The following is a 20,770-nucleotide window of genomic DNA, read 5'->3' on the forward strand; positions in this document are numbered from 1 at the left end:
GCAGACCCAAAATCCCAGCGACGAAGTACCCGGTGGAGCGGCGCACGCTCCAAAACGGTCTGAGGGTGGTGCTGGCGCCGGACCGCAGCGCACCGGTGATCGGCGTCGCGGTGGTGTACGACGTGGGCATCCGCTCCGAGCCCGAGGGGCGCACGGGGTTCGCTCACCTCTTCGAGCACCTCATGTTCCAGGGTTCGGAAAACCTGGAGAAACTCGCGCACTTCAGGCATGTGCAGGGCTCGGGCGGCACGTTCAACGGCTCGACCCACCTCGACTACACCGACTACTACGAGACCCTCCCGGCCAACGCGCTGGAGCGGGCGCTCTTCCTCGAGGCCGACCGGATGCGCGGCCCGCGGCTGACCGAGGAAAACCTCCGCAACCAGGTCGACGTGGTCAAGGAGGAGATCCGGGTCAACGTGCTCAACCGGCCGTACGGCGGCTTTCCGTGGCTCAAGCTGCCGCCGGTCATGTTCGACACGTTCCCCAACGCGCACGACGGCTACGGGTCCTTCGACGACCTGGAGAGCGCCACGGTGGCCGACGCCGCCGAGTTCTTCCAGCGAAACTACGCGAGCGGCAACGCGGTCCTGGCGGTCGCCGGCGACCTCGACCTCGCCGAGACGCTGGAGATGGTCGAGCGCCACTTCGGCGACGTGCCGGCCCGCCCGGCGCCGGATCGGCCGAGCTTCGCCGAGCCCGACCTGACGTCCGAGCGGCGCGAGTCGTACACGGACCCGCTGGCCCCGCTCCCCGCCGTGGCGAGCGCGTGGCGGGTGCCCGATCCGGTCTCCGACTACGCCGCCTACCTGCCGTACGTGGTGCTGGCCGAGGTGCTCACCGACGGCGACGCGTCTCGTCTCGTCGAGCGGCTCGTGCTGCGCGACCGCACGGTGACCACCGTCGGCGGGTACATCGGCTTCATGGGCGAGCCGTGGGAGGTGCGTGACCCCACCGCCATGCTGCTCCAGTCCCACCTGCCGCCCGGCGGCGACGTCGACAAGGTGCTACGCGCGATCGACGAGGAGCTCGACCGGCTCGCCACCGACGGGCTTGCCGACGGCGAGTTGGCCCGCACCCAGGCGCGGATGGCCACCCACCTGCTGCGCGACACCGACGCGGCGCTAGGGCGGGCATTGCGCATGGCCGTCCTGGAGCAGCAGCGGGGCACGCCCGAGCTGATCAACGACCTGCCCCGCCTTGTCGGCGAGGTCACCGAGGAGCAGATCCGGCAGGCCGCGGCGGCGCTGGTGCCCCAGCGCCGGGCCACGGTCGAGGTCGTCGCGGGAGGAAACCAGTGAAAGCCCTGCCCGACCTCGGCCCGACGCGAAAGCTGAAGCTGCCCAAGGAGGCCGAGCGCACGCTGCCCAACGGCCTCACCGTGATCGCGATCCGCCGGCCGGCGGTGCCGCTGGCCGAGGTGCGGTTGCGGGTGCCGTTCGCCCGGACACACCTGGCACGCGGGCGGCTGCTCGCACAGACGCTCTTCTCCGGCACCGCCGAGCTATCCACTGTGGACATCGCGGCCGAGCTCCAGAAGGTCGGCGGCGGGCTGAACGCGGGCGTCGACCCCGACCGGCTGATGGTCTCCGGCAACGGCCTGGTCGCCGGGCTCGACCGGATCCTCGAGCTGCTCGGCGAGGTGCTCAGCGGTGCGGCATACCCGGCCGACGAGGTCGCCACCGAGCGCGACCGGCTGGCCGACGGGATCCAGGTGGCGCAGAGCCAGCCGTCGCACCTGGCCCGGGTCGCGCTGCTCCAGCGGATCTACGGCAAGCACCCGTACGCGGTGCAGACGCCCGACGTGGCACAGGTGCGGGCGGTCCGGCCGGCCCAGCTGCGGGCGCTGCACGCCGAGCGGCTGCACCCGGCCGGCGCCACGCTGGTCCTGGTCGGCGACATCACGCCGGAAAAGGCGCTGGATACGGCCGAGCGGGTGCTCGGCACCTGGAACGGCGGTGGCAAGCAGGTCGACCTGCCGCCCACGCCGCCGATCGAGCCGGGTCCGCTGACGCTGGTCGACCGGCCCGGCTCGGTGCAGTCGTCGCTGCGGGTGGCGCTGCCGGCGGTCGAGCGCACCCATCCCGACCATGCCGCGCTCCAGCTGGCCAACCTGCTCTTCGGCGGCTACTTCTCGTCCCGCTGGGTGGAAAACATCCGCGAGGACAAGGGGTACACGTACGGGCCGCACTCGGTGATCGAGCACAACGAAGCCGGCTCGTCCTTCGTCGCCGCCGCCGAGGTGGCCACCGAGGTGACCGGCCCGGCGCTGCTGGAGACCTACTACGAGCTGGGGCGCCTCGCCTCCCTCCCGCCCAAGCAGGAGGAGCTGGAGCAGGCCCGCCAGTACGCGCTCGGCACCCTCCAGCTCGGCATGTCCACGCAGACCGGGCTGGCGACGCTGGCCAGCACGTACGCCGGTTTCGGGCTGCGGCTCGACTACCTGCCCGAGTACGCGGCGAAGCTGGCCGGCGCGAGCCTCGACGAGGTGGCCGCCGCCGGAGCCGAGTACCTGGCGCCGTCGAAGGTGGCGACGGTCGTGCTGGGCGACGCGGAGCGGATCGAAGGGCCGCTGCGTGCCCTGACGGCGGTCGAGAGAGTGTGAAAGCACCCCAAGAAGACGCTCCGCTTCGCTCCACGTTTCCCCGGGGGCCCCGCAGCCTGCCGCCGCTGGCACGCTCCACTCTGGACCGGGCGGCCCATCACCGCCGCGACCCGGAGTGGCTCGCGGCGGCGTGGTCGAGAGCGCGTGTCCTCGTCGTGGACACCGTCACCGGCGGCCGAGCGCTCGTCGACGAAGACGGCGCCCTGGTGCTGTTCGACGCCAAGGAAGCACCCGAGGTCGAGGTCGAGCAGCGGATGTTCCTCGGCGTCGAGCCGGACGGCACACCGGTTTTCGCGGTCGACGCGCCACTGCCCGAGCACCCCGGCGCCCGTGCCGCCAACCTGCGCGAGATCGGCCACCTGCTCAGCGACCGGGACGCCGGGCTGTACACCGCGGCCGCCGCGCTGGCGCAGTGGCACGCGGGTCACCCGTACTCCTCGACGACCGGGCTGCCCACGACGGCGGCCGAGGGTGGCTGGACCCGCGTCGACGAGGCCGGCACGCAGGTGTGGCCGCGGACCGATCCCGCGATGATCGTGCTCGTACACGACGGCGAAGACGGCCCGTCCGGCCGCTGCCTGCTGGGCAACAACGCCGCCTGGGGCAGCGGGCGCGAGGTGCGCCGCTTCTCCTGCCTCGCCGGGTATGTCGAGCCCGGCGAGTCCGCCGAGGCCGCGGTGGTCCGCGAGGTCGCGGAAGAGGTCGGCATCGGGGTCAAAGCGATCGAGTACGAGGGCAGCCAGGCCTGGCCCTTTCCCGGCTCGCTGATGCTGGGCTTTACCGCGTTGGGCGACGCGACCCAGCCGGTACGCGTCGATCCGACCGAGATCGCGCACGCGCGCTGGTTTACCCGCGAGGAGATCGCGGCCGTGCTGGCCGGTGAGGTGCTGGACGCCGGCGACGGCGCACGGGTCGGCCTGCCGCCGCCCTCGTCGATCGCGCTCTATCTCATCAACCGCTGGCTGGCCAAGCTGCCGGCATAGCGCCCGGAAAGCTATCTCGGTCCGTGACCACCGTTGCCGCGACGGTCACGGACCGAGACCGAAGCCGTCGTGCCGGCATGAGGCAAGAACGCGGCGGGGGAGCCGGCCGGTCACAACGGTCGCTTAGCTTGTGCCCAACAACTTGGAAATCCACGCGTGGAAGTTCCACACCATGTTCGCGGAATTCCGAGCGTCGGGCAAGGGATTCTCAGTTCAAATCGAACTCGCCAGCCTTGGCACTGGCCACGAAGTCGGTCCACCGTTCGCGCGCGAAGACCAGCATCGGCCCTTCCCGATCCTTGCTATCTCGCATGACGACGGCCGTCTCTGTCTCACCGACCTCGACGCAGTTGGTGTTCTGGCTGCGCGAGCTCGTCCGCCAGCTGATTCGGGAACCTGCACTCATGACGCGACTCCTATCGGTCGGGCGGCGCGTTCGTCCGCTGCGTTGGGCGCTGCTGTGTGCGGCGCCTGCGCTGTACCGGGGGCGTCAGGGGTGCCAGCGGCGCGTCAGCGTCGTCGCCGGACGGCGGGCCGAGGGCCGCGGCGGCCTCGGTGATCCACGTGAGGGACTCGTCCGGCGAGCGCGCGGCCTGCCGGAGCCAGTCGAAGACCCGCCCGTAGCGGGCGAGCATGTCCTCGTCGGTCAGGATGAGATCGGCCGCCAGCGACTCGACCGCGACCGCGTCGGGGTCGTCGGGATCGGCGAACCGGTAGATGGAGAACGCGGTCTCCGGCAGGTACCAGTCGGCGACCTTGGCCGACGGCGGCAGCACCCACAGCGTAACGTTGGGCAGCGCGGCCAGGCGGGCCAAATGACGCAGCTGGCCGGCCATTACCGGCGCGGGGCCGCCCCGCGCGCCGAGCGCCGCCTCTTCGAGCACGGCCTCGTACCGTGGCGGCTCGGCCTCTCTGGTGAGCGTCGATTGCCGTGCGGAGCGCGCGGCGATCTCGGTCTCCGGGTCTTCCGCGTCCTCGGGCGCGATCACCTCGCGCGAGGAGAGCAGCCGGACCCGCGTGTATCCGGGCGTCTGGAGCAGGCCCGGCAGGATCACCGGGCCGTACTCGAAGATCTCGGCGCAGCCCGCCTCCAGCTCCGCGTAGCTGCGCTGGCGCTGGGTCATCACCGGGTACGAACGCAGCCATCCTCGGGTGTTGCCGGCGTCCCGCGTGACGCCGATCAGCTCGTCACGGGTGGATCCGCTGACCTCGTACAGGTCGAGCAGGTCCAGCACGTCGCTGAGGTCTGGGCGGCTGCGGCCGTTTTCCAGCCGGGAGAGCTTTGAGGCCGAGGCCCAGCCGACCCGCGCGATCACCTGGTCGCCGGTCAGGCCGGCAGCCTCGCGCAGACGGCGTAGCTCGGCCCCCAGCCGCCGACGTCGCACCATCGGACTCGGCGCAGGAGGCACCCCAACCCTCCCTCGGTCATTCGGGACGACACAGTATGAACCGATTGTGACCCGATCATGTTCTCGACCGTGGGCGTGTTCCGCAAAAGGTTTGGTTAGCTTGCGATAGCCGCGAGGCGGTCTTTCACCTCGATGATCGAAGGATTTGTAAGCGCCGATCCGTCCGGAAAGCGGACCGTCGGCACGGTCTGGTTACCGCCGTTTACGCTCATCACGTACTCTGCGGCCACCGGATCGCGCTCGATGTCGACGATCTCATATCCGATGCTTTCCCGATCGAGCTGCGACTTGAGTCGGTAGCAGTAGCCGCACCAGCTCGTCGAGTACATCGTGAGCATTTGTCGGTCCTTCCGTATGGGGGTCGCGCGCGGGCGGGAGGCGCGCCACACCGGCCAACGTCGGTGGTGGGTGCCATGATTCCTAGCCGTGGGGGGAAACACGCCAGCGGACCGGGTGCTGTCCGGGCTCGACCCGGAGCAGCGCGCCGCCGTGACCGCTCCGGCCGGGCCGGTGTGCATCCTCGCCGGCGCGGGCACCGGCAAGACGCGGGCCATCACCCATCGCATCGCCTATCGCACGCTGACCGGGGAGATCGCCGGGCGGCAGGTGCTGGCCGTCACGTTCACCGCCCGCGCGGCGGCGGAGATGCGCGCCCGGCTCGCGGCGCTCGGCGTCACCGGCGTGCAGGCGCGCACCTTCCACTCGGCGGCGCTGCGCCTCGTGCGCTACTTCGCGCCGCGCCTGCTCGACGGCCGGGCGATGCCAGAGCTCCTGGAGAGCAAGGCGCGGCTCGTCACGCTCGCCGCCTCGCGCGCCGGTGTGCGGGCCGACCGCACCGGCGCGCGCGACCTGGCCAGTGAGATCGAGTGGGCCAAGTCGTCGCTCGTCGAGCCGGCGGAGTACCCGGTGGCCGCGGCCAAGGCGACCCGCGAGCCGCCCTACGAGCCGGCCAAGGTGGCCGAGGTCTTCGCGGCGTACGAGCACGTCAAGCGCGCCAACGGCGTTATCGACTTCGAAGACCTGCTGCGCGCTGCGGTGTGGGGGATCGAGGAGCACCCCGACGTCGCCGAGCAGGTCCGCGCGCAGTACAGGCACTTCGTGGTCGACGAGTACCAGGACGTCAACCCGCTCCAGCAGCGTCTGCTCGACGCCTGGCTGGGTGGGCGCGAAGACCTGACCGTGGTCGGCGACGCCAGCCAGACGATCTACTCGTTCACCGGCGCGACCTCCGGCTACCTGATCGACTTTCCCCGCCTGCGCCGGGGCGCCGTCGTCGTCCGGCTGGTCCGCGACTACCGCTCGACGCCCCAGGTGGTCGGCCTCGCCAACGCGGTCATCCGGCAGGCGCGGGGTCCCGAGGCGCGGCTGCGGCTCGAGCTCGTGGGGCAGCGCCCGCCCGGGCCCGAGCCCGACCTGCGGATCTTCCCCGACGAGCCGGCCGAGGCCGCCGGCGTGGCCGCGCGCTGCCGGCAGCTGATCGCCGCGGGCACGCCGGCGCGGGAGATCGCGGTGCTGTTCCGCACCAACGCGCAGTCCGAGGCGTACGAGGAGGCGCTGGCCGAGGCCGAGGTGCCGTACGTGGTACAGGGCGCCGAGCGGTTCTTCGAGCGGGCCGAGGTGCGCCAAGCCGTGCTCGCCCTGCGCGTGGCGACCCGATCCACGCCCGCGGACGCGCCGCTGGTGCCGGCCGTGGTCGAGGCGCTCGCGGCGACCGGCTGGCAGCGCGACAAGCCCCCGCCCGGCGGCGCCACGCGCGAGCGGTGGGAGGCGCTCGCCGCGCTTGTCGCGCTCGCGGAGGAGTACACCGGCACGCCGGCTCTGCTGCCGCTCGGCGAGGCGGCCACGGTGGAGCGGCCGCCTTCGCTCGCCGACTTCGTGGAGGAGCTACAGCGGCGGGCCGCGCAGCAGCACGCGCCGACCGTCGAGGGTGTGACGCTCGCCTCACTTCATTCGGCCAAGGGCCTGGAGTGGGACGCCGTCTTCGTGGTGGGGCTCTCCGACGGCACGCTGCCGACCACGTACGCGAAGACGACCGAGGCGCTGGAGGAGGAGCGGCGGCTGCTCTATGTCGGGGTGACTCGGGCGCGCCAGTGGCTCTGGCTCTCGTACGCCCAGTCCCGCTCGCCCGGCGGCCGGCCGCGGCGGCCATGCCGTTTCCTGCCCCAGTTCGAGCGCGGCGGCGGTGGTGAGCGGAGCGGCACGGCGGCGTTGAGCCGGCGGCCCGAGCGCCGCCGGACGCTGGTCGTCTCCTGCCGGGTGTGCGGCGCGACGCTGCTCGCGGGCGCCGACCGCAAGCTGGGCCGCTGCGCCACATGTCCGTCCACTTTGGATGACGATCTCTTCGATCGGCTGCGCGAGTGGCGGATGCGCGTCGCGGAGACGCAGAAGGTCCCGGCGTACGTGGTTTTCACCGACGCCACGCTCGTCGCGCTCGCCGAGCGCCAGCCGACCGGGCGCGAGGATCTCGTCGCGATCGCCGGCATCGGGCCGCGAAAGCTAGGCCTCTACGGCGATGCCGTGCTCGCTCTGGTAGGGGGCGCGAGCGTCGATGATCTTGTACCGGAGGAGCCTCCGGAAAAAAGTTCCGTCAACTAGCCGTAAAACCGTTTGCGGTCGCCCCAGGGGCAGGCATAGCCTCATGGCACACCTCGCGCGCGCGGCGTCCATGCTGCTCGCCGGGGTGGGCGAAAGTCACCGAGACCAGATCTGACGACGAGAGAGACAGGAGGTGGCCCCGGTGAAGATCTTCTACACGATCGAGCGACCGTCGGCGCTGCCTGCTGTCTGCGCTCCGATGTCGGCCGCTGCCAATGCCCTGCCTCTGGGGCTGGCCGTTGCCGACGTGCCGCAGCTGACGCAGGTGCACCAGGTCCAGACCCAGGTCGATTCCCTGGTCCGGACCGATGCGTGGATCGACGGCGGCGGCTACGGGACCAGTGGGCTCACGGTTAAGGGCGTTTCGGCCAAGCGGCAGGACGTCCGCGGTGTTCCACCTCGAGGAAGGCCGGTCTGACAAACAGACCACCGGCTCACCTCGAGGCCGCGGAACCCGTAACCGGGATCCGCGGCCTCAGTCATTTCGCCACAAGCACAGGCGTTGTTCGCCACAAGCAGAGAAGCAACGAGCGAGAGAGAGGTGACCGGGCGATGAGTCTGGCGTTGGCCCCGGTCGACGAGCGCGTCGACATGGAGGCGAACCTGCCCTGCCGGAAGTTCGACCCCGACCTGTGGTTCGCGGACGCCCCGGCCGAGCTGGAACTGGCCAAGTCGCTGTGCGGGGACTGCCCGCTCCGCGTCGAGTGCCTGGCTGGCGCGGTCGAGCGTGCCGAGCCCTGGGGTGTCTGGGGCGGCGAGATCTTCGAGCGTGGCGCGGTCGTCCCGCGCAAGCGGCCCCGTGGTCGCCCGCGCAAGGAGGACGTCGCCCGCGACGCCGCCCTGCGGGTCGAGGTCGAGGCGCGAATGGCGGCCAACGGGCTCGCCGAGTCGCGCAACGCCGTCCGGTTGGCGGCCTGACATGAACCCGATCAACGTACGCGTCCCTTCCCGAGATGGAGCATCCGTCATGCATCACCTAATCCACGAAGCGTTGTCGAGGGCTCGAATGCGCCGGCCTCAGGCCGGCAACACCACGAGCTCTGAGGCCACCCGATCCGCCCGTCACGTAGCGATGCAGGCCCGCCGGCAGGCGGCCCGCGAGATGGGCCTTCTCTAGACCGCTACCTAGGCCGCAGGGGCCCGGCGACGCCGGGCCCCTAGCGGCGTTCATCCAACCGAGGCGAGTAAGTCCTCTGCGAGGATGGCAACCGCCGCGGAGACTGTCGCCGGCTCTCCGATGCCTTCCTCCGCCCGTCCGGCCATCGTGGAGCCGATCCCGTCAGGGCCGCTCGCGAACATCGTCCTGAGGAAGACGAGCGCCTGCGCGGTGGTCGGTCCGGCGAGTTGGCTCTCAGCGAGCAGGCGTAGCTTCGCGGCGAGCCGATCCGTCTCGATCGCCACCAGGATTCGGTAGATGTCGTGGGCGTCCTTGTCGACAAGCCGACCAGGCGTGGCCTGTCGTTCGCCAAGCTTGTGCAGCTTCGCGACGAGAAGCGCGGCCGGTCCCGCCACGTTGGCCGCGTGCGAGCGTGGATCGTCCGGTGACAAAGCCGCTATCCGCATCGTGGTGCGGTCGACGACCGCCGCCTCCAAACCGGCGGCTCGGCGTGCGGCGAGCTTGTCGTGCGGAGGGATCCGAGCTCCGCGGCGACCGCCGGCACCGGCAAGAGTCTCGGGCACCATGAGATCGACCGGTATGCCACTTGCGTTCAGCCAGGCGCCGGGCTGACCCGCCTGAAGGTTCAGGAAGAAGCCAGCGGCGAGCATCGCCTGCTCAATGAGGGGGCTGGACGCGAGCACCCGCGTATCGAGTGCGAGGTCGCAGTCCTTCGTAGCCTCCGCCAGTGCCACCCGAGCACGTCCGGTGTGTAGGTAGATTGCCTGGGCGCCGACGACAGTGATGGCCGGTAGGTGGTCTTGCAAGGCGTCGAGGGCGTCGAGCAGGGCGCATCGGATGGCCACTTGGAGGTCGTCAACGTCGCCAGGCGGTCTCATGGGACGCCATCCAATCGAGGACGGCCGCACCTTCGGCGGGGCTTCGGCCAGGTCCTGTGAGCAGGTCGACGGCAGTCTGGCTGGGGGCGGCGTAGAAAACGCCGTCGACGACGCTCAACCGATCGAAGACCACGTCGTATGAAGGTGCGGCTAGGAGGACATTGGCGCCCGTATCGACCGGGCGCAGGTCGAGCAGCTCTGCCGCTCGATCAACGTCATCGACATAGATCATCGCGAGACGTGCGGGCGCGTGCGGGGCCAGCCGGTGGGCGGCGAGAGATCCCGTTACCGCGTAGAGCAGGCCGTGTGCCTCAGCGAGCCGCTCCACCAATGCCGGGAGTCCGCGCGGTTGAACGAATCTCGTGACCGAGTTGGTTTGCTGGAATCCGTAGGCAAGGCTCCAGCGCTGGAGCATCGCCCGCCAGGACACGTCGATGATCGGCCCGCGCGGGGTGCGCTCGAGCAGCGCTTCCCGCTCCAAGTATTCGACCACGCGGTATGTGGCACCCGTCGAAGCGCCCGAACGCCGAACGAGCTCAGGCATCGTGACCGGTTGTGCGTAGTCGGCGAGCGCGCGGACCACACGTGCCGCTGGTGCGCCTTGGAGTGTCCCGCGTGGCCGACCAGGCCCCCGCCACGGATCTCGGTCGGCGCCACGATCACGTATGTACAGCGCGGGCCGCTCGATCGAGATCCGCATATTGCCGGTGGTGTCGACGTAGGACACACCGTGCTCTTCGAGCCATGTCGCCACGGAAGGGGCGATGTAGCGAACCGCGAGCAACGCCGCGGCGGGTCCGCCTACAGCGCGCGCCCAGGTCTCTAGCTGCCCAGCCACGCGCGGCAGGTCGCGAACCTCCACCGAACGCCTCGCCTCGATCACCAGCGTGGTGACCGTGCCGTCTGGCGCGGACAGATCCAGCAGCAGGTCGGGGCCAGGAAGGGCGCTTGACGGGAATGTGCTCCAGCCTGGGGGCAGGTGCCCCTGAATCTGCTTGAGAGCGCTGCCGAGGACGTCGACCTCATGCGGCGAGGGCGCGTTGGCGGGCTGGCTCATTCGGGAAATATAGCAGTTCCGCTGGCAGCGGAACTATCGCATTTCCCGAATCTCTAGCCGGCCGGGGCGAAGCCGGGGAGCCAGCGCTCCACGATGGACCGGTACGGTGCCTTCGCCTCGAGCTGGCACAGCACGCCGATCGAGCCGAGCGTCACGCGGTGGATCAGCAGGTACGAGGGCGGCAGGTTGAGGTGGCGGCTGAGCTGGTAGGCCGGGCTCTTCGGGCTGCCCAGGCGGGTGGCTTCGGCGCGCAGCCAGGCGCGGGTGAACTGGAACTCGTCCTCGACCAGCGGGGCCAGCATCGGCAGCAGGAAGTCGAGCACGGCGCGCGCGTCGATGTCGTCGTCGGGCTTGACGAAGCCCTCGTCGCGCAGGCCTTCGAGCACCGCGTTGGCGTCGTCGGCCAGGGCCAGGCGGACCAGGCGGCCGATGGGCTCGGGGTGGCCTTCGGGGAGGCGGGCTACCGCGCCGAAGTCGATCACGCCGAGGCGGCCGTCGGGCAGCATGCGGAAGTTGCCCGGGTGGGGGTCGGCGTGCAGCAGGTGCACCCGCTCGGGGGCGGAGAAGTGCAGGGTGGCCATGAGGCGGCCGGCGGCGTCGCGCTCCTCCTGTGTGCCGTCGCTGATGATCTTCGAAAGTGGGGTGCCGTCCACCCACTCGGTGACCAGCACGCGTGGCGCGGCGGCCACGACCTGGGGCACGAAGATCTCGTCGTCGTCCGCGTAGGCCGCCGCGAAGGCCCGCTGGGCCTCGGCCTCCAGCTCGTAGTCGAGCTCTTCGGTGATCCGGGCGCGCAGCTCGACCACCAGAGGCTTGACGTCGATGCCCGGCTGGATGATGCGAAACATGCCGGCCAGCCGCGAGAGCTGCTTGAGGTCGGCGATCAGGGCCTCGCCGGCGCCGGGGTACTGCACCTTGACCGCGACCTCGCGGCCGCCGTCCTGCCACACGGCTTTGTGCACCTGGCCGATGCTGGCCGCCGCGGCCGGCGTGTCGTCGAACTCCGCGAACAAGTCGCGCCAGTCTTCGCCCAGCTGGGCGGCCAGCACCTTGTGCACGCTCGCGGCGGGCAGCGGTGGCGCGGCCTCCTGTAGCCGGGTGAGTGCCTGGCGGTACGGGCCGGCGAGCTCGGCCGGCAGGGCCGCCTCGAAGACGGACAGGGCCTGGCCGAGCTTCATCGCGCCGCCCTTGAGCTGCCCTAACACGCTGAAGAGCTGCTCTGCGGTGCGCTGCTGGATCTCCGGGGAGATCACTTCGGAGGCGAGGCCGGTGGCCCGCTTTCCAAGGCCGAGGACGGCGCGGCCGGCGAAGCCGAGCGGCAGTGCGGCGAGCCTGGCGGTGCGGGTGACGGCACGCCGCGGGATATCGGTCACCGGATCATTGTGACCGACGCTCAGACGAAGTGACGGACGTGAATGCGCGCTGGCGGCCGCGGCGGACGCAGCCGCATGACGGGTGGGGTGGCCACGCGCGGCGGCGGGTGCGCCCGGGAGCGCTGATCTCGATCGCGCCGCCGACCGTGTCGGGTGGCTCGCCGTCGAGGTAGAGCAGGGCCTCGCTGGCCGCGTACGCGGCGGCGGCGAGCAGCGTGGGCGCGCTGCACGGCTCCGGGCGGGCGTCGCCGGCGAGCTGGGCGGCGAGGGCGGGCCAGGCCGGGTCGCGGTCGCGCCGGTGCAGCTCGAGGCAATTGAGGCACGGGGCGCCGCCGGGCAGGACGAGAGGGCCGACGACGGCCACCGCGTCGCGTACCCCCACCACGAGGTGGGCGAGGCGGCGCTGGCCGTAGCTGGCCGCCAGGAGGGCCGCCGGCCGGTCGGTGCCGGCCTGGACGACCAGGGAGGCCCGGCCGCGCTGGATGGGGCGGGTCTCGGTGCCCGGCGCGGCCCGGGTGATCGCCTCGGCGACCGCCTCGGTGCGTTCGCGCCGCACGTCGGCGGGCAACAGCGGGCCGCCAACGGCGTCCAGCGGGTCCACCACGCCGGTCAGGTCGGGCTGCACGTGCCCGACCCCGGACTGGGCCAGCGTGACCGCGAGCGGGGCCGCCAGCCGGCTCCGACCGGTCACCACGACGCGGGCGGCGGCCCGGCGGCGCAGGATCTGGGCCGGCGTGCCCGGCGTGTCGGTGCCGCGCAGGGCCAGGGCGGCCGCCTCGGCGGTGAGGCGGCGGCGCACCGGCTCGGGCAGGCTGCCCGGCAGGAGGGTCTGCCCGCCGACCACGAGGCCGGCGGCGCGCAGCGTGTCGAGCAGGAGGCGGGCGTCCTCCCGACTCACCCCGATGCGGCCGGCCTGCTCCAGGACCGCCCGCTCGGGCCGGGTGCCGTCGAGCAGGTCGAGCAGGCGCACGGCACTCGGGTTGGCGACCTCCAGCACGACCGCGCGGGCCGGGTCGAGACCGAGCTGGAGTGTGTGCCGATCTCGCCACAGGCGGTGCAGTCCGGGCAGAAGCGTCGGGCGCGGGAGGGCTGTCATGGCATGACAGCGTGTCACCGTATCTTCGCGGCCCGTCGTTCGTTGTCCACAGGCGAAAATCGCCATGCACTGGGTTATCCACAGCGCCGAGCGAGTTATCCACAGGTTCTGGCAGGCTTCTGTCAGCCTGCCGACATGACTTTTTGTGATCGAGTCACGACACCGCGGCATAGCGCCCAGTCACTGAATGCGGAGAGGGGCGGCCGACCGGCCGCCCCTCTCCGCAGTGTCGCGTTGGTTTGATCTTTACTTGGCCTTGCCCAGGATCCGGTTGACCGTCGTGCCACAGACGGGGCACTTGCCCTTCGCCATGTTCATGCCGGTCTTGGACACCTCGACGGTGCCCTCGAAGTCCCGCTTCTCCTTGCACTTCACGCAGTAGCCGTTGTAGGTCTGTGTCTTAGTGGCCACAGTGCCCCTCCTCGTACTCTTTTGCCGGGTTCGAGCTCCGGCACGTCCCCCCGAGCCTGCGCCGGAGGCGCCGACCCTGGACCCAACTCCGCGGCCACGCTGTAGCCGCTGGTCCCGCCGGACCCTACCCAGGTCTGAGCGGTTCCATGTCAACGACGCGTCGACATTGTGAGGAAGCCGACGACGTGAGTGTGCATGCCGGAATCTACCGGATAAGTCAGTTTCGCCGGGACACGCCGGAGGAACCGGTGCAGAGTGACCGCGCATCTACTCCGCAAAAGATCACTTACCGTAGTGACCTTGGTCGCCCGGCGCCCTGCCGTGAAGAAATTTTCCGGACAAATGATGTGTAGAAGGAATCTTTCCGGCGCCTACCTCACCCTTGGCTCTTGCGGCAACCTGGCTGGTACGGATTAGCGTGCCATCGTGAACGTTCCGCGGGGCTGCGCGGTCCGCTAGTGGCTGGGGCGCGCAAGCCGGTCGTCGAGGTACGGCGCAGCCAGCGCCGTCGCCGCACGGTGTCCGCGTACCGCGACGGTGAGCGCGTGGTCGTGCTCATCCCCGACCAGTTCTCCCGGGCCGAAGAGACCGAGTGGGTCGACAAGATGCTCGCCCGCCTGGCCGCTCGCGAAGAGCGGGTGAGCCGCTCCGACGAAGAGCTCCTCATCCGGGCGCAGCGGCTGATCGGGCGCTACCTGAGCGAGCACGCCCGGATCGCGATCCCGGCGAGCGTACGCTGGGTGACCAACCAGAGTGGCAGGTGGGGCTCCTGCACCCCGGCCGACCGCACGATCCGCATCTCCCACCGCATCCAGGAGATGCCCGACTGGGTGATCGACTACGTGCTGCTGCACGAGCTGGCCCACCTGGTCGTGCCCAGCCACAATTCGCGGTTCTGGGAGCTCGTGGGGCGCTATCCGAAGGCCGAGCGGGCCCGGGGCTACCTGGAGGGCATCGCGGCCGCCACAGGCGCTCTGCTGGCCGACTAGCGCCGACCAGCGGCCGTCTAGAGCCGACTAAACGCGTGTCGCGAGGGTCCAGGGACTAGCCTCAGCACAATGACGTACGGGTTTGAGACGCTCGCCATCCACGCCGGCCAGGAGCCGGACGAGCGGACGGGCGCGGTCATTCCGCCGATCTTCCAGACCAGCACCTACGTGCAGGACGCGGTCGGGTCGCCGCGGCAGGGGTACGAGTACGCCCGCTCGGGCAACCCCACCCGCGACGCGCTCCAGGAGTGCCTGGCGGCGCTGGAGGGCGGCCGGCGAGGCCTGGCGTTCGCCTCCGGCCTGGCGGCCGAGGACACGCTCCTGCGCACCGTGTGCCAGCCCGGCGACCACGTGGTCATCCCCGACGACGCCTACGGCGGCACGTACCGGCTGGTCGCCAAGGTGGCCGAGCGGTGGGGGCTGAGCTGGACCGCGGCCCGGATCTCCGACGTCGACGCCGTGCGGGCCGCGATCACCGACCGCACCAAGGTCATCTGGGTAGAGACACCCACCAACCCGCTGCTCAACATCGCCGACATCGCCGCGCTCGCCGGGCTGGCCCGCGAGCACGGCGCCCGGTTGGTCGTCGACAACACGTTCGCGTCGCCCTACCTCCAGCAGCCGATCGCCCTCGGTGCGGACGTGGTGGTGCACTCGACCACCAAGTACGTCGGCGGCCACTCCGACGTGGTGGGTGGCGCGCTCGTCGTGGCCGATCCGGCGCTTGGTGACGAGCTCGCGTACCACCAGAACGCGATGGGCGCGATCAACGGCCCGTTCGACGCCTGGCTGACCCTGCGCGGTGTGCGCACGCTGGGCGTACGCATGGACCGCCACTGCGACAACGCCGAGCGGATCGCCGGCTACCTGCACAGCCACCCGAAGGTCAAGCGGGTCTACTACCCCGGGCTGCCCGAGCACCCGGGCCACGAGACGGCGGCCAAGCAGATGCGGCGGTTCGGCGGGATGGTGTCGTTCTCGGCCGCCGGCGGCGAGGAGCACGCCGTGGAGATCTGCAACCGGGCGCGCCTCTTCGTGCTCGCCGAGTCGCTCGGCGGAGTCGAGTCACTGATCGAGCACCCCGGCCGGATGACACACGCGAGTGCGGCGGGCTCGCCGCTTGAAGTACCCGCCGATCTCGTGCGACTGTCTGTCGGCATCGAGACCGCTGACGATCTGCTCGCCGATCTGGAGCAGGCGCTCGGCTGATCTTTCGAGGCTGGCGGTCGCGTCCGCGGCCACCAGCCGGCGGTGACTGCGCACCCAGGGGAGGGGCTGTGCAACAGACGTGGGTCGGTGCGACGGCCAAGCAGATCGCCCGCGCCGTTCGCCGCGGTGACACGTCCGCGACGCAGGTCGTCGCCGACCACCTCGATCACATCGCGGCGGGCGACCCGGTGCTGACCGCGTTCCGGGTGGTGCGCGGCGGCGAGGCGATCGTCGAGGCGGAGAAGGTCGACGAGCAGGACGACCTGGCCAACCTGCCGCTGGCCGGTGTGCCGGTCGCGGTCAAGGAAAACACCGCCGTTGCCGGCCTGCCCACCTGGAACGGCTCGGCGGCCGCCCGCGGGCCGGTCGCCGAAGAAGACCACGAGGTCGTGCGGCGGCTGCGCGGCGCCGGCGCGGTGGTGCTGGGCGTGACCCGCATGCCCGAGCTGGGGCTGTGGGCGACGACCGACGACGAGTCGGGCACCACGCGCAACCCGTGGCGCACCGACCGTACCCCTGGAGGCTCCTCGGGCGGCGCGGCGGCCGCGGTCGCCGCGGGCCTGGTGCCCTTCGCGCACGCCAACGACGGGCTCGGCTCGGTGCGCATCCCGGCGGCGTGCTGTGGCCTGGTCGGCATCAAGCCGGGCCGGGGCGTGGTGCCCGCGGGCATCGGCGCCGACGACTGGTACGGCATGGCCGAGCACGGCATCCTCGCCACCACCGTCGCCGACGCGGCGGTCGGGCTGGCCGTGCTGGCCGGGCGGCGGCCGGAAAAGCTCGTCGAGCCGCAGCGTCTCAAGGTCGCCGTCTCGCTCCGCTCGCCGGTGCTCGGCGTCCGCCCCGACCAGCCCAACAGGGACGCCGTCGCCACCGCCTCGCGGCTGCTGGTGGCGGCCGGGCACGACGCGGTCGCCGCCGAGCCGGTCTACCCGCCCGCGCTGAGCATGCGCGGCCTCGCGACGTGGTTCGCCGCCGCCTGCCGCGACGCCGAGTCGGCCGGCCTCGACCGGGCCACGCTTCAGCCGCGGACCCGCCGGCACGTGGGCCTGGGGGCCTGGGCACTGCGCCGCGGGTACGTCCGGGAGGCGGACCGCGCGGCGTGGCGCGAGCGCTCGATCGACTTCTTCACGGACCAGGGCGCCGACCTCATGCTCACGCCCGCGCTGGCGAGCGCGCCGCCGCGGGCCGAGGGCTGGTCCGGCCGCTCCTGGCGGGCCAACATGACGGCCAACATCCGGTACGCGCCGTACGCCGCGCCCTGGAACGTCGCCGGCCTGCCCGCCCTCGTCGTGCCCGTCGGCCTGCGTCCGGACGGGCTGCCGGTCGCGGTGCAGCTGGTCGGGCCGCCCGGCTCCGAGCTGCTGCTGCTCGCGGTGGCAGGGCAGTTCGAGATGGCCGCGCCGTGGCAGCGGCACGCACCCACCTGGCCCCGCCTCGGGCAGCCCGCGGATGGTGCGACGATCGACCAGTGAGCGAACTTCTGACCTTGGAGGACGTGCGGGCGGCGCGCGAGCTGCTCGGCGACGTCGTGCGGGTCACGCCGCTGGAGCCGTCCCGCCCGCTGACCGCGGCGCTCGACGGGCCGGTGTGGCTCAAGTGCGAAAACCTCCAGCGCGCCGGCTCGTACAAGGTCCGCGGCGCCTATGTGCGGATCGCCCGCCTCTTACCGGAGGAGCGCGCCCGCGGCGTCGTCGCCGCGAGCGCCGGCAACCATGCCCAGGGGGTGGCGCTCGCGGCTGGCCTGCTCGGCGCCAAGTCGACGGTCTTCATGCCGATGGGCGCGCCGATCCCGAAGGTCTCCGCCACCAAGGGGTACGGCGCGCACATCGAGTTCGCCGGGAGCACAGTGGACGATGCCCTGGTGGCGGCACATGAGTTCGCCGAGCGGACCGGCGCGGTGCTGATCCACCCGTTCGACCACGTGGACGTGATCGCCGGGCAGGGCACGGTGGCGCTGGAGATCCTGGAGCAGTGCCCCGAGGTGGGCACGATCGTGACCGGGCTCGGCGGCGGCGGGTTGCTCTCCGGCATGGCCGTCGCCGCGAAGGCGATCAAGCCCGACATCCGGATCGTCGGGGTACAGGCGGCGGGCGCCGCGGCGTACCCGCCGTCACTGGAGGCGGGCGCGCCGGTGCGGCTGCCGCACCTGTCCACGATCGCCGACGGCATCGCGGTCGGCTGCCCGGGCGACATCACGTTCGCGCACGTCAGCAAGCTCGTCGACGACGTGGTGACGGTGACCGAGGAGGACATCTCGCGGGCGCTGCTGATGCTGCTGGAGCGCGGCAAGCAGGTGGTCGAGCCGGCCGGCGCGGTGGCTGTGGCGGCGCTGATGTCCGGCGCGGTCAAGGCCGAGCCGCCGGTCGTCGCGGTGCTCTCCGGCGGCAACATCGACCCGCTGCTGCTCCTGCGGCTGATCGAGCACGGTCTCGCGGCGGCCGGCCGATACCTGCGCTTTACCGTGCGCTGCGGTGACCGGCCCGGCGAGCTGGCCGCGCTGCTGGCGCAGATCGCCGAGCACCGGGCCAACGTCGTGGACGTGCTGCACACCCGGCACAACCCGCGGCTGCGCCTGGGTGAGGTGGAGGTCGCCCTGTCCGTGGAGACCCGCGGCCCGGAACACTCCGACAAGCTGATCGGCGCGCTGCGGGCACAGGGCTACACCGTCCGCTTTCCGGTGAGCTAGCCCCCGTAGGGCTGGAACTTGACCACCGTGACCTTGATGTCCGCGCCGCTGGGCGCGGTGTAGGTCACCGTCTGGCCGGTGCCGGCGCCCAGGATCGCCTGGCCGAGCGCGGACTCCGGACTGTAGACGGTCAGGTCGGTGGTCGCGGAGATCTCCCGCGAGCCGAGCAGGAACGTCTCGGTGTCGTCGGTGTCGTCGTCGAAGTGGATCGTGACCACGGTGCCGGGTGCGACCTTGTCAGCCGTGGGCGCGTCGCCGACCTGCGCGGTGCGCAGCAGCTCCTTGAGCTGGCGGATGCGCATCTCGGCTTTGCCCTGCTCTTCACGGGCGGCGTGATAGCCCCCGTTTTCGCGCAGGTCGCCCTCTTCCCGCCGAGCGTTGATCTCGGCAGCCATCGCCGGACGGGCCGCGATCAGCTCGTTGAGCTCGGCCTGTAGGCGGTCGTACGCGTCCTGAGACAGCCAGGTGGCAGGCGCCTCGCGGTCGGTGCTGGACACAGACGATCTCCTCCGTAGGGCTAATGGGCGAACAAGGTAGAACTACAAACTTACCAGCGCGCGACACCCTGAGAATTAACCAAGTTTTGCCGCACCGAACCGCGCGCCGTTGCGCGGTGTTCTGATGTTGACCGAGCCTCTATTTTTACGCCGCTCGGCAGCGGACCACTTCCCCATTTATCGGGCGAGCGGTCGTGACCAGCCGATATGCGATCTCCGGCCGGGTTTCGCCGGGCGCGGCGTCGACGTGCACCTCGGCCTTACCGACCTCGGCGCCGTCGCGCGAGCGGGCCCGGACGACACAAATCGCGTCGCCACCCGCCGGCACGGTCACCCGAAACTCGATCAACACCTGGGCGTCGGTGATTTCCGTGTACCGCAGGACCTGCGCGTCGTACGTCGGGTCGCCGTACTGCCGGTAGAGGCGGAGCGAGAGCACGGCGCCGGCGGCGATCACCACGACGAGCAGCAGCGCGACGAGCCACGGGCGGCGGCGTCGCGGCTCCCGCCGGCGGCCGTAGCGCCCGGGCGGAAACACCGGCGCGCCGGGGCCCGTTGTGGCGTGCGTCTCGGTCACCGGGTGTGGTCTCCTGCGGTCGTTGTCGGAGGCATCGGCCAGAATGGCTGAGTCCATGTCCCAGCAACTATCTTCGCAGCCGGCGCTCCACGGGGGTCCGGCAGGTGTCCCGGGGGAGTTCCAGTGGCAGAGCAGCTGCGCCTGATGGCGGTACACGCCCATCCCGACGACGAGTCCAGCAAGGGCGCCGCCACGATGGCGAAGTATGCGTCCGAGGGTGTCCACGTGCTGGTCGCGACCTGCACCGGCGGCGAGCGCGGCAGCGTGCTCAACCCGAAGATGGACCGCCCCGACGTCTGGGAAAACATCGCCGAGATCCGCCGCGCCGAGATGGCCGCGGCCCGCGCGATCCTCGGCGTCGACCAGGCGTGGCTCGGCTTCGTCGACTCCGGCCTGCCGGAGGGCGACCCGCTGCCCCCGCTGCCGGACGGGTGCTTCGGGCTCCAGGACCCGCAGGCGGCGGCCGGCCCGCTCGTGCAGCTCATGCGCGACTTCCGTCCGCACGTCGTGCTGACGTACGACGAGGACGGTGGCTACCCGCACCCCGACCACATCATGTGCCACAAGATCAGCGTGGTGGCCTTCGAGGCGGCCGGCGACCCGGAGCAGTTTCCCGGGATGGGCGAGCCGTGGCAGCCGCGAAAGCTCTACTACCACCACACGTTCACCCGGGCGAAGTTCCAGGCGCTGCACGAGGGCATGGTCGCGGCCGGGCTCGACTCGCCCTACCAGGAGATGCTCGACAACTGGATGGACGACGGCACCGACAAGGGGCACCGCATCACCACGCGGGTGGAGTGCGCCGAGTTCTTCCCGGTGCGCGACGACGCGCTGCGCGCCCACGCCACCCAGGTCGACCCCGACGGGCCGTGGTTCCGCGCGCCGCAGGAGGTCCAGCAGCGGATCTGGCCGACCGAAGACTACGAGCTGGTCACTTCCCACGTGGAGACTTCGATGCCGGAGACCGACCTCTTCGCGGGGGTGCGCGCGACCGGGTGACCCGGTGAGGCGTACCGTGGGGTGATGCTGACGGCTGCTCAGGTGCTCGCGGAAAACAATTTCGGCGACACCCGCTCCGGCGGCCTGGCCGGGCCGATGGGGCTGTTCATCATCGTGCTGCTGGCGATCGCGACGGTGCTGCTGATCCGCAATATGAATGCGCGGCTGCGCCGCCTCCCGGGCCGCTTTCCGGGGCAGGAGGCGGAGACCCCGCCGGCCGATCCCGCCGAGACTGTCCAAGATCCGACAGATCGCACGGACCGCGCCTGACCGTGTTTATGGGAGTAGA

Annotated in this window: 22 protein-coding genes; 12 read left to right on the plus strand and 10 right to left on the minus strand. The window is 71.3% G+C overall.

Going from position 1 to position 20,770, the window contains the following annotated elements:
• Positions 1 to 11: 11 nt before the first annotated feature.
• Genes ACTMTJ_RS37750 through nudC form a run of 3 tightly spaced genes read left to right on the plus strand, consistent with a single transcriptional unit; the run spans position 12 to position 3,588 of the window.
• Positions 12 to 1,301 (plus strand): M16 family metallopeptidase, encoded by a 1,290-nt coding sequence (locus tag ACTMTJ_RS37750; RefSeq protein WP_441223611.1) that lies wholly within the window; start codon positions 12 to 14, stop codon positions 1,299 to 1,301.
• A complete protein-coding gene (locus ACTMTJ_RS37755; RefSeq protein WP_441223506.1) occupies positions 1,298 to 2,605 on the plus strand; it encodes a M16 family metallopeptidase in 1,308 nt (435 codons plus the stop codon). Before ACTMTJ_RS37750 ends, ACTMTJ_RS37755 begins: the two co-directional genes overlap by 4 nt.
• 56 nt (positions 2,606 to 2,661) lie before the next feature.
• Positions 2,662 to 3,588 (plus strand): NAD(+) diphosphatase, encoded by a 927-nt coding sequence (gene nudC, locus ACTMTJ_RS37760; RefSeq protein ID WP_441223612.1) that lies wholly within the window; start codon positions 2,662 to 2,664, stop codon positions 3,586 to 3,588.
• A gap of 208 nt (positions 3,589 to 3,796) precedes the next feature.
• Here the strand turns inward: nudC and ACTMTJ_RS37765 are convergent, their stop codons facing one another.
• The 3 genes from ACTMTJ_RS37765 to ACTMTJ_RS37775 form a co-directional block, all read right to left on the minus strand.
• Positions 3,797 to 3,994, minus strand: a complete 198-nt coding sequence (locus ACTMTJ_RS37765; RefSeq protein WP_441223507.1) for a DUF397 domain-containing protein — start codon at positions 3,992 to 3,994, stop codon at positions 3,797 to 3,799.
• Between the two features lie 10 nt (positions 3,995 to 4,004).
• Positions 4,005 to 4,997, minus strand: a complete 993-nt coding sequence (locus tag ACTMTJ_RS37770; RefSeq protein ID WP_441223508.1) for a helix-turn-helix domain-containing protein — start codon at positions 4,995 to 4,997, stop codon at positions 4,005 to 4,007.
• 95 nt (positions 4,998 to 5,092) lie between these two features.
• Positions 5,093 to 5,335, minus strand: coding sequence for a mycoredoxin (locus ACTMTJ_RS37775; protein ID WP_441223509.1), 243 nt, complete (start codon positions 5,333 to 5,335; stop codon positions 5,093 to 5,095).
• Positions 5,336 to 5,423: 88 nt separating this feature from the next.
• Here ACTMTJ_RS37775 and ACTMTJ_RS37780 point away from each other — a divergent pair, with 88 nt between their 5' ends.
• The 3 genes from ACTMTJ_RS37780 to ACTMTJ_RS37790 all read left to right on the plus strand — a co-directional run bounded on the left by ACTMTJ_RS37780 (position 5,424) and on the right by ACTMTJ_RS37790 (position 8,510).
• Positions 5,424 to 7,592, plus strand: coding sequence for an ATP-dependent DNA helicase UvrD2 (locus ACTMTJ_RS37780; RefSeq protein ID WP_441223510.1), 2,169 nt, complete (start codon positions 5,424 to 5,426; stop codon positions 7,590 to 7,592).
• Positions 7,593 to 7,734: 142 nt separating this feature from the next.
• Complete coding sequence (locus ACTMTJ_RS37785; RefSeq protein ID WP_441223511.1) at positions 7,735 to 8,010, plus strand: hypothetical protein; 276 nt, start codon at positions 7,735 to 7,737, stop codon at positions 8,008 to 8,010.
• Between the two features lie 134 nt (positions 8,011 to 8,144).
• Positions 8,145 to 8,510 carry a WhiB family transcriptional regulator gene (locus ACTMTJ_RS37790; protein ID WP_441223512.1) on the plus strand — a complete coding sequence of 122 codons (366 nt, stop codon included), beginning with the start codon at positions 8,145 to 8,147 and terminating at the stop codon, positions 8,508 to 8,510.
• 249 nt (positions 8,511 to 8,759) lie between these two features.
• Here ACTMTJ_RS37790 and ACTMTJ_RS37795 read toward each other — a convergent pair whose 3' ends face one another.
• From ACTMTJ_RS37795 to ACTMTJ_RS37815, 5 genes are all read right to left on the minus strand, one after another.
• Positions 8,760 to 9,443: a hypothetical protein gene (locus ACTMTJ_RS37795; protein ID WP_441223513.1), complete on the minus strand. Its 684-nt coding sequence runs from the start codon at positions 9,441 to 9,443 to the stop codon at positions 8,760 to 8,762.
• A gap of 121 nt (positions 9,444 to 9,564) precedes the next feature.
• Positions 9,565 to 10,644: a helix-turn-helix domain-containing protein gene (locus ACTMTJ_RS37800; protein ID WP_441223515.1), complete on the minus strand. Its 1,080-nt coding sequence runs from the start codon at positions 10,642 to 10,644 to the stop codon at positions 9,565 to 9,567.
• A 53-nt stretch (positions 10,645 to 10,697) separates the two neighbouring features.
• The gene (locus ACTMTJ_RS37805) at positions 10,698 to 12,017 is read right to left on the minus strand and encodes an ABC1 kinase family protein (RefSeq protein WP_441223516.1); all 1,320 of its coding nucleotides are present in this window, start codon (positions 12,015 to 12,017) and stop codon (positions 10,698 to 10,700) included.
• Between the two features lie 4 nt (positions 12,018 to 12,021).
• Positions 12,022 to 13,113: a TOMM precursor leader peptide-binding protein gene (locus tag ACTMTJ_RS37810; protein WP_441223518.1), complete on the minus strand. Its 1,092-nt coding sequence runs from the start codon at positions 13,111 to 13,113 to the stop codon at positions 12,022 to 12,024.
• 246 nt (positions 13,114 to 13,359) lie between these two features.
• On the minus strand, positions 13,360 to 13,524 hold the full coding sequence (locus tag ACTMTJ_RS37815) for a DUF5679 domain-containing protein (protein ID WP_173057968.1): 165 nt from the start codon (positions 13,522 to 13,524) through the stop codon (positions 13,360 to 13,362).
• A gap of 458 nt (positions 13,525 to 13,982) precedes the next feature.
• Between ACTMTJ_RS37815 and ACTMTJ_RS37820 the strand changes: the two genes are divergently transcribed.
• The 4 genes from ACTMTJ_RS37820 (at position 13,983) to ilvA (ending at position 18,408) form a co-directional block, all read left to right on the plus strand.
• On the plus strand, positions 13,983 to 14,513 hold the full coding sequence (locus tag ACTMTJ_RS37820; RefSeq protein WP_441223519.1) for a M48 metallopeptidase family protein: 531 nt from the start codon (positions 13,983 to 13,985) through the stop codon (positions 14,511 to 14,513).
• 69 nt (positions 14,514 to 14,582) lie between these two features.
• Positions 14,583 to 15,722, plus strand: a complete 1,140-nt coding sequence (locus ACTMTJ_RS37825) for a cystathionine gamma-synthase (protein ID WP_441223520.1) — start codon at positions 14,583 to 14,585, stop codon at positions 15,720 to 15,722.
• A gap of 68 nt (positions 15,723 to 15,790) precedes the next feature.
• Positions 15,791 to 17,194: an amidase gene (locus ACTMTJ_RS37830; RefSeq protein ID WP_441223521.1), complete on the plus strand. Its 1,404-nt coding sequence runs from the start codon at positions 15,791 to 15,793 to the stop codon at positions 17,192 to 17,194.
• Complete coding sequence (ilvA, locus tag ACTMTJ_RS37835; protein WP_441223522.1) at positions 17,191 to 18,408, plus strand: threonine ammonia-lyase; 1,218 nt, start codon at positions 17,191 to 17,193, stop codon at positions 18,406 to 18,408. Before ACTMTJ_RS37830 ends, ilvA begins: the two co-directional genes overlap by 4 nt.
• On the opposite strand, the gene greA is transcribed toward ilvA, so the two are convergent.
• Together greA and ACTMTJ_RS37845 are read right to left on the minus strand one after the other, a co-directional pair.
• Positions 18,405 to 18,905, minus strand: a complete 501-nt coding sequence (gene greA / locus ACTMTJ_RS37840; protein ID WP_441223523.1) for a transcription elongation factor GreA — start codon at positions 18,903 to 18,905, stop codon at positions 18,405 to 18,407. The genes ilvA and greA overlap by 4 nt on opposite strands.
• A 145-nt stretch (positions 18,906 to 19,050) precedes the next feature.
• Positions 19,051 to 19,482, minus strand: a complete 432-nt coding sequence (locus ACTMTJ_RS37845) for a DUF4307 domain-containing protein (RefSeq protein ID WP_441223524.1) — start codon at positions 19,480 to 19,482, stop codon at positions 19,051 to 19,053.
• Positions 19,483 to 19,626: 144 nt separating this feature from the next.
• Here ACTMTJ_RS37845 and mca point away from each other — a divergent pair, with 144 nt between their 5' ends.
• Both mca and ACTMTJ_RS37855 read left to right on the plus strand, forming a co-directional pair.
• A complete protein-coding gene (mca, locus tag ACTMTJ_RS37850) occupies positions 19,627 to 20,481 on the plus strand; it encodes a mycothiol conjugate amidase Mca (protein WP_441223613.1) in 855 nt (284 codons plus the stop codon).
• Between the two features lie 24 nt (positions 20,482 to 20,505).
• On the plus strand, positions 20,506 to 20,751 hold the full coding sequence (locus ACTMTJ_RS37855; protein ID WP_441223526.1) for a hypothetical protein: 246 nt from the start codon (positions 20,506 to 20,508) through the stop codon (positions 20,749 to 20,751).
• Positions 20,752 to 20,770 lie beyond the last annotated feature (19 nt).

Origin of the sequence: Phytohabitans sp. LJ34, assembly GCF_052068095.1 — a bacterium.
GTDB lineage: Bacteria > Actinomycetota > Actinomycetes > Mycobacteriales > Micromonosporaceae > Phytohabitans.

What these genes read in the sequence shown, in the direction of transcription:
- mca (WP_441223613.1), top strand. Translation starts at nt 19,627, where the DNA reads ATGGCGGTACACGCCCATCCCGACGACGAGTCCAGCAAGGGCGCCGCC.
- ACTMTJ_RS37775 (WP_441223509.1), bottom strand. Translation starts at nt 5,335, where the DNA reads ATGCTCACGATGTACTCGACGAGCTGGTGCGGCTACTGCTACCGACTC.
- ACTMTJ_RS37800 (WP_441223515.1), bottom strand. Translation starts at nt 10,644, where the DNA reads ATGAGCCAGCCCGCCAACGCGCCCTCGCCGCATGAGGTCGACGTCCTC.
- ACTMTJ_RS37810 (WP_441223518.1), bottom strand. Translation starts at nt 13,113, where the DNA reads ATGACAGCCCTCCCGCGCCCGACGCTTCTGCCCGGACTGCACCGCCTG.
- ACTMTJ_RS37825 (WP_441223520.1), top strand. Translation starts at nt 14,583, where the DNA reads ATGACGTACGGGTTTGAGACGCTCGCCATCCACGCCGGCCAGGAGCCG.
- ACTMTJ_RS37855 (WP_441223526.1), top strand. Translation starts at nt 20,506, where the DNA reads ATGCTGACGGCTGCTCAGGTGCTCGCGGAAAACAATTTCGGCGACACC.
- ACTMTJ_RS37790 (WP_441223512.1), top strand. Translation starts at nt 8,145, where the DNA reads ATGAGTCTGGCGTTGGCCCCGGTCGACGAGCGCGTCGACATGGAGGCG.
- ACTMTJ_RS37765 (WP_441223507.1), bottom strand. Translation starts at nt 3,994, where the DNA reads ATGAGTGCAGGTTCCCGAATCAGCTGGCGGACGAGCTCGCGCAGCCAG.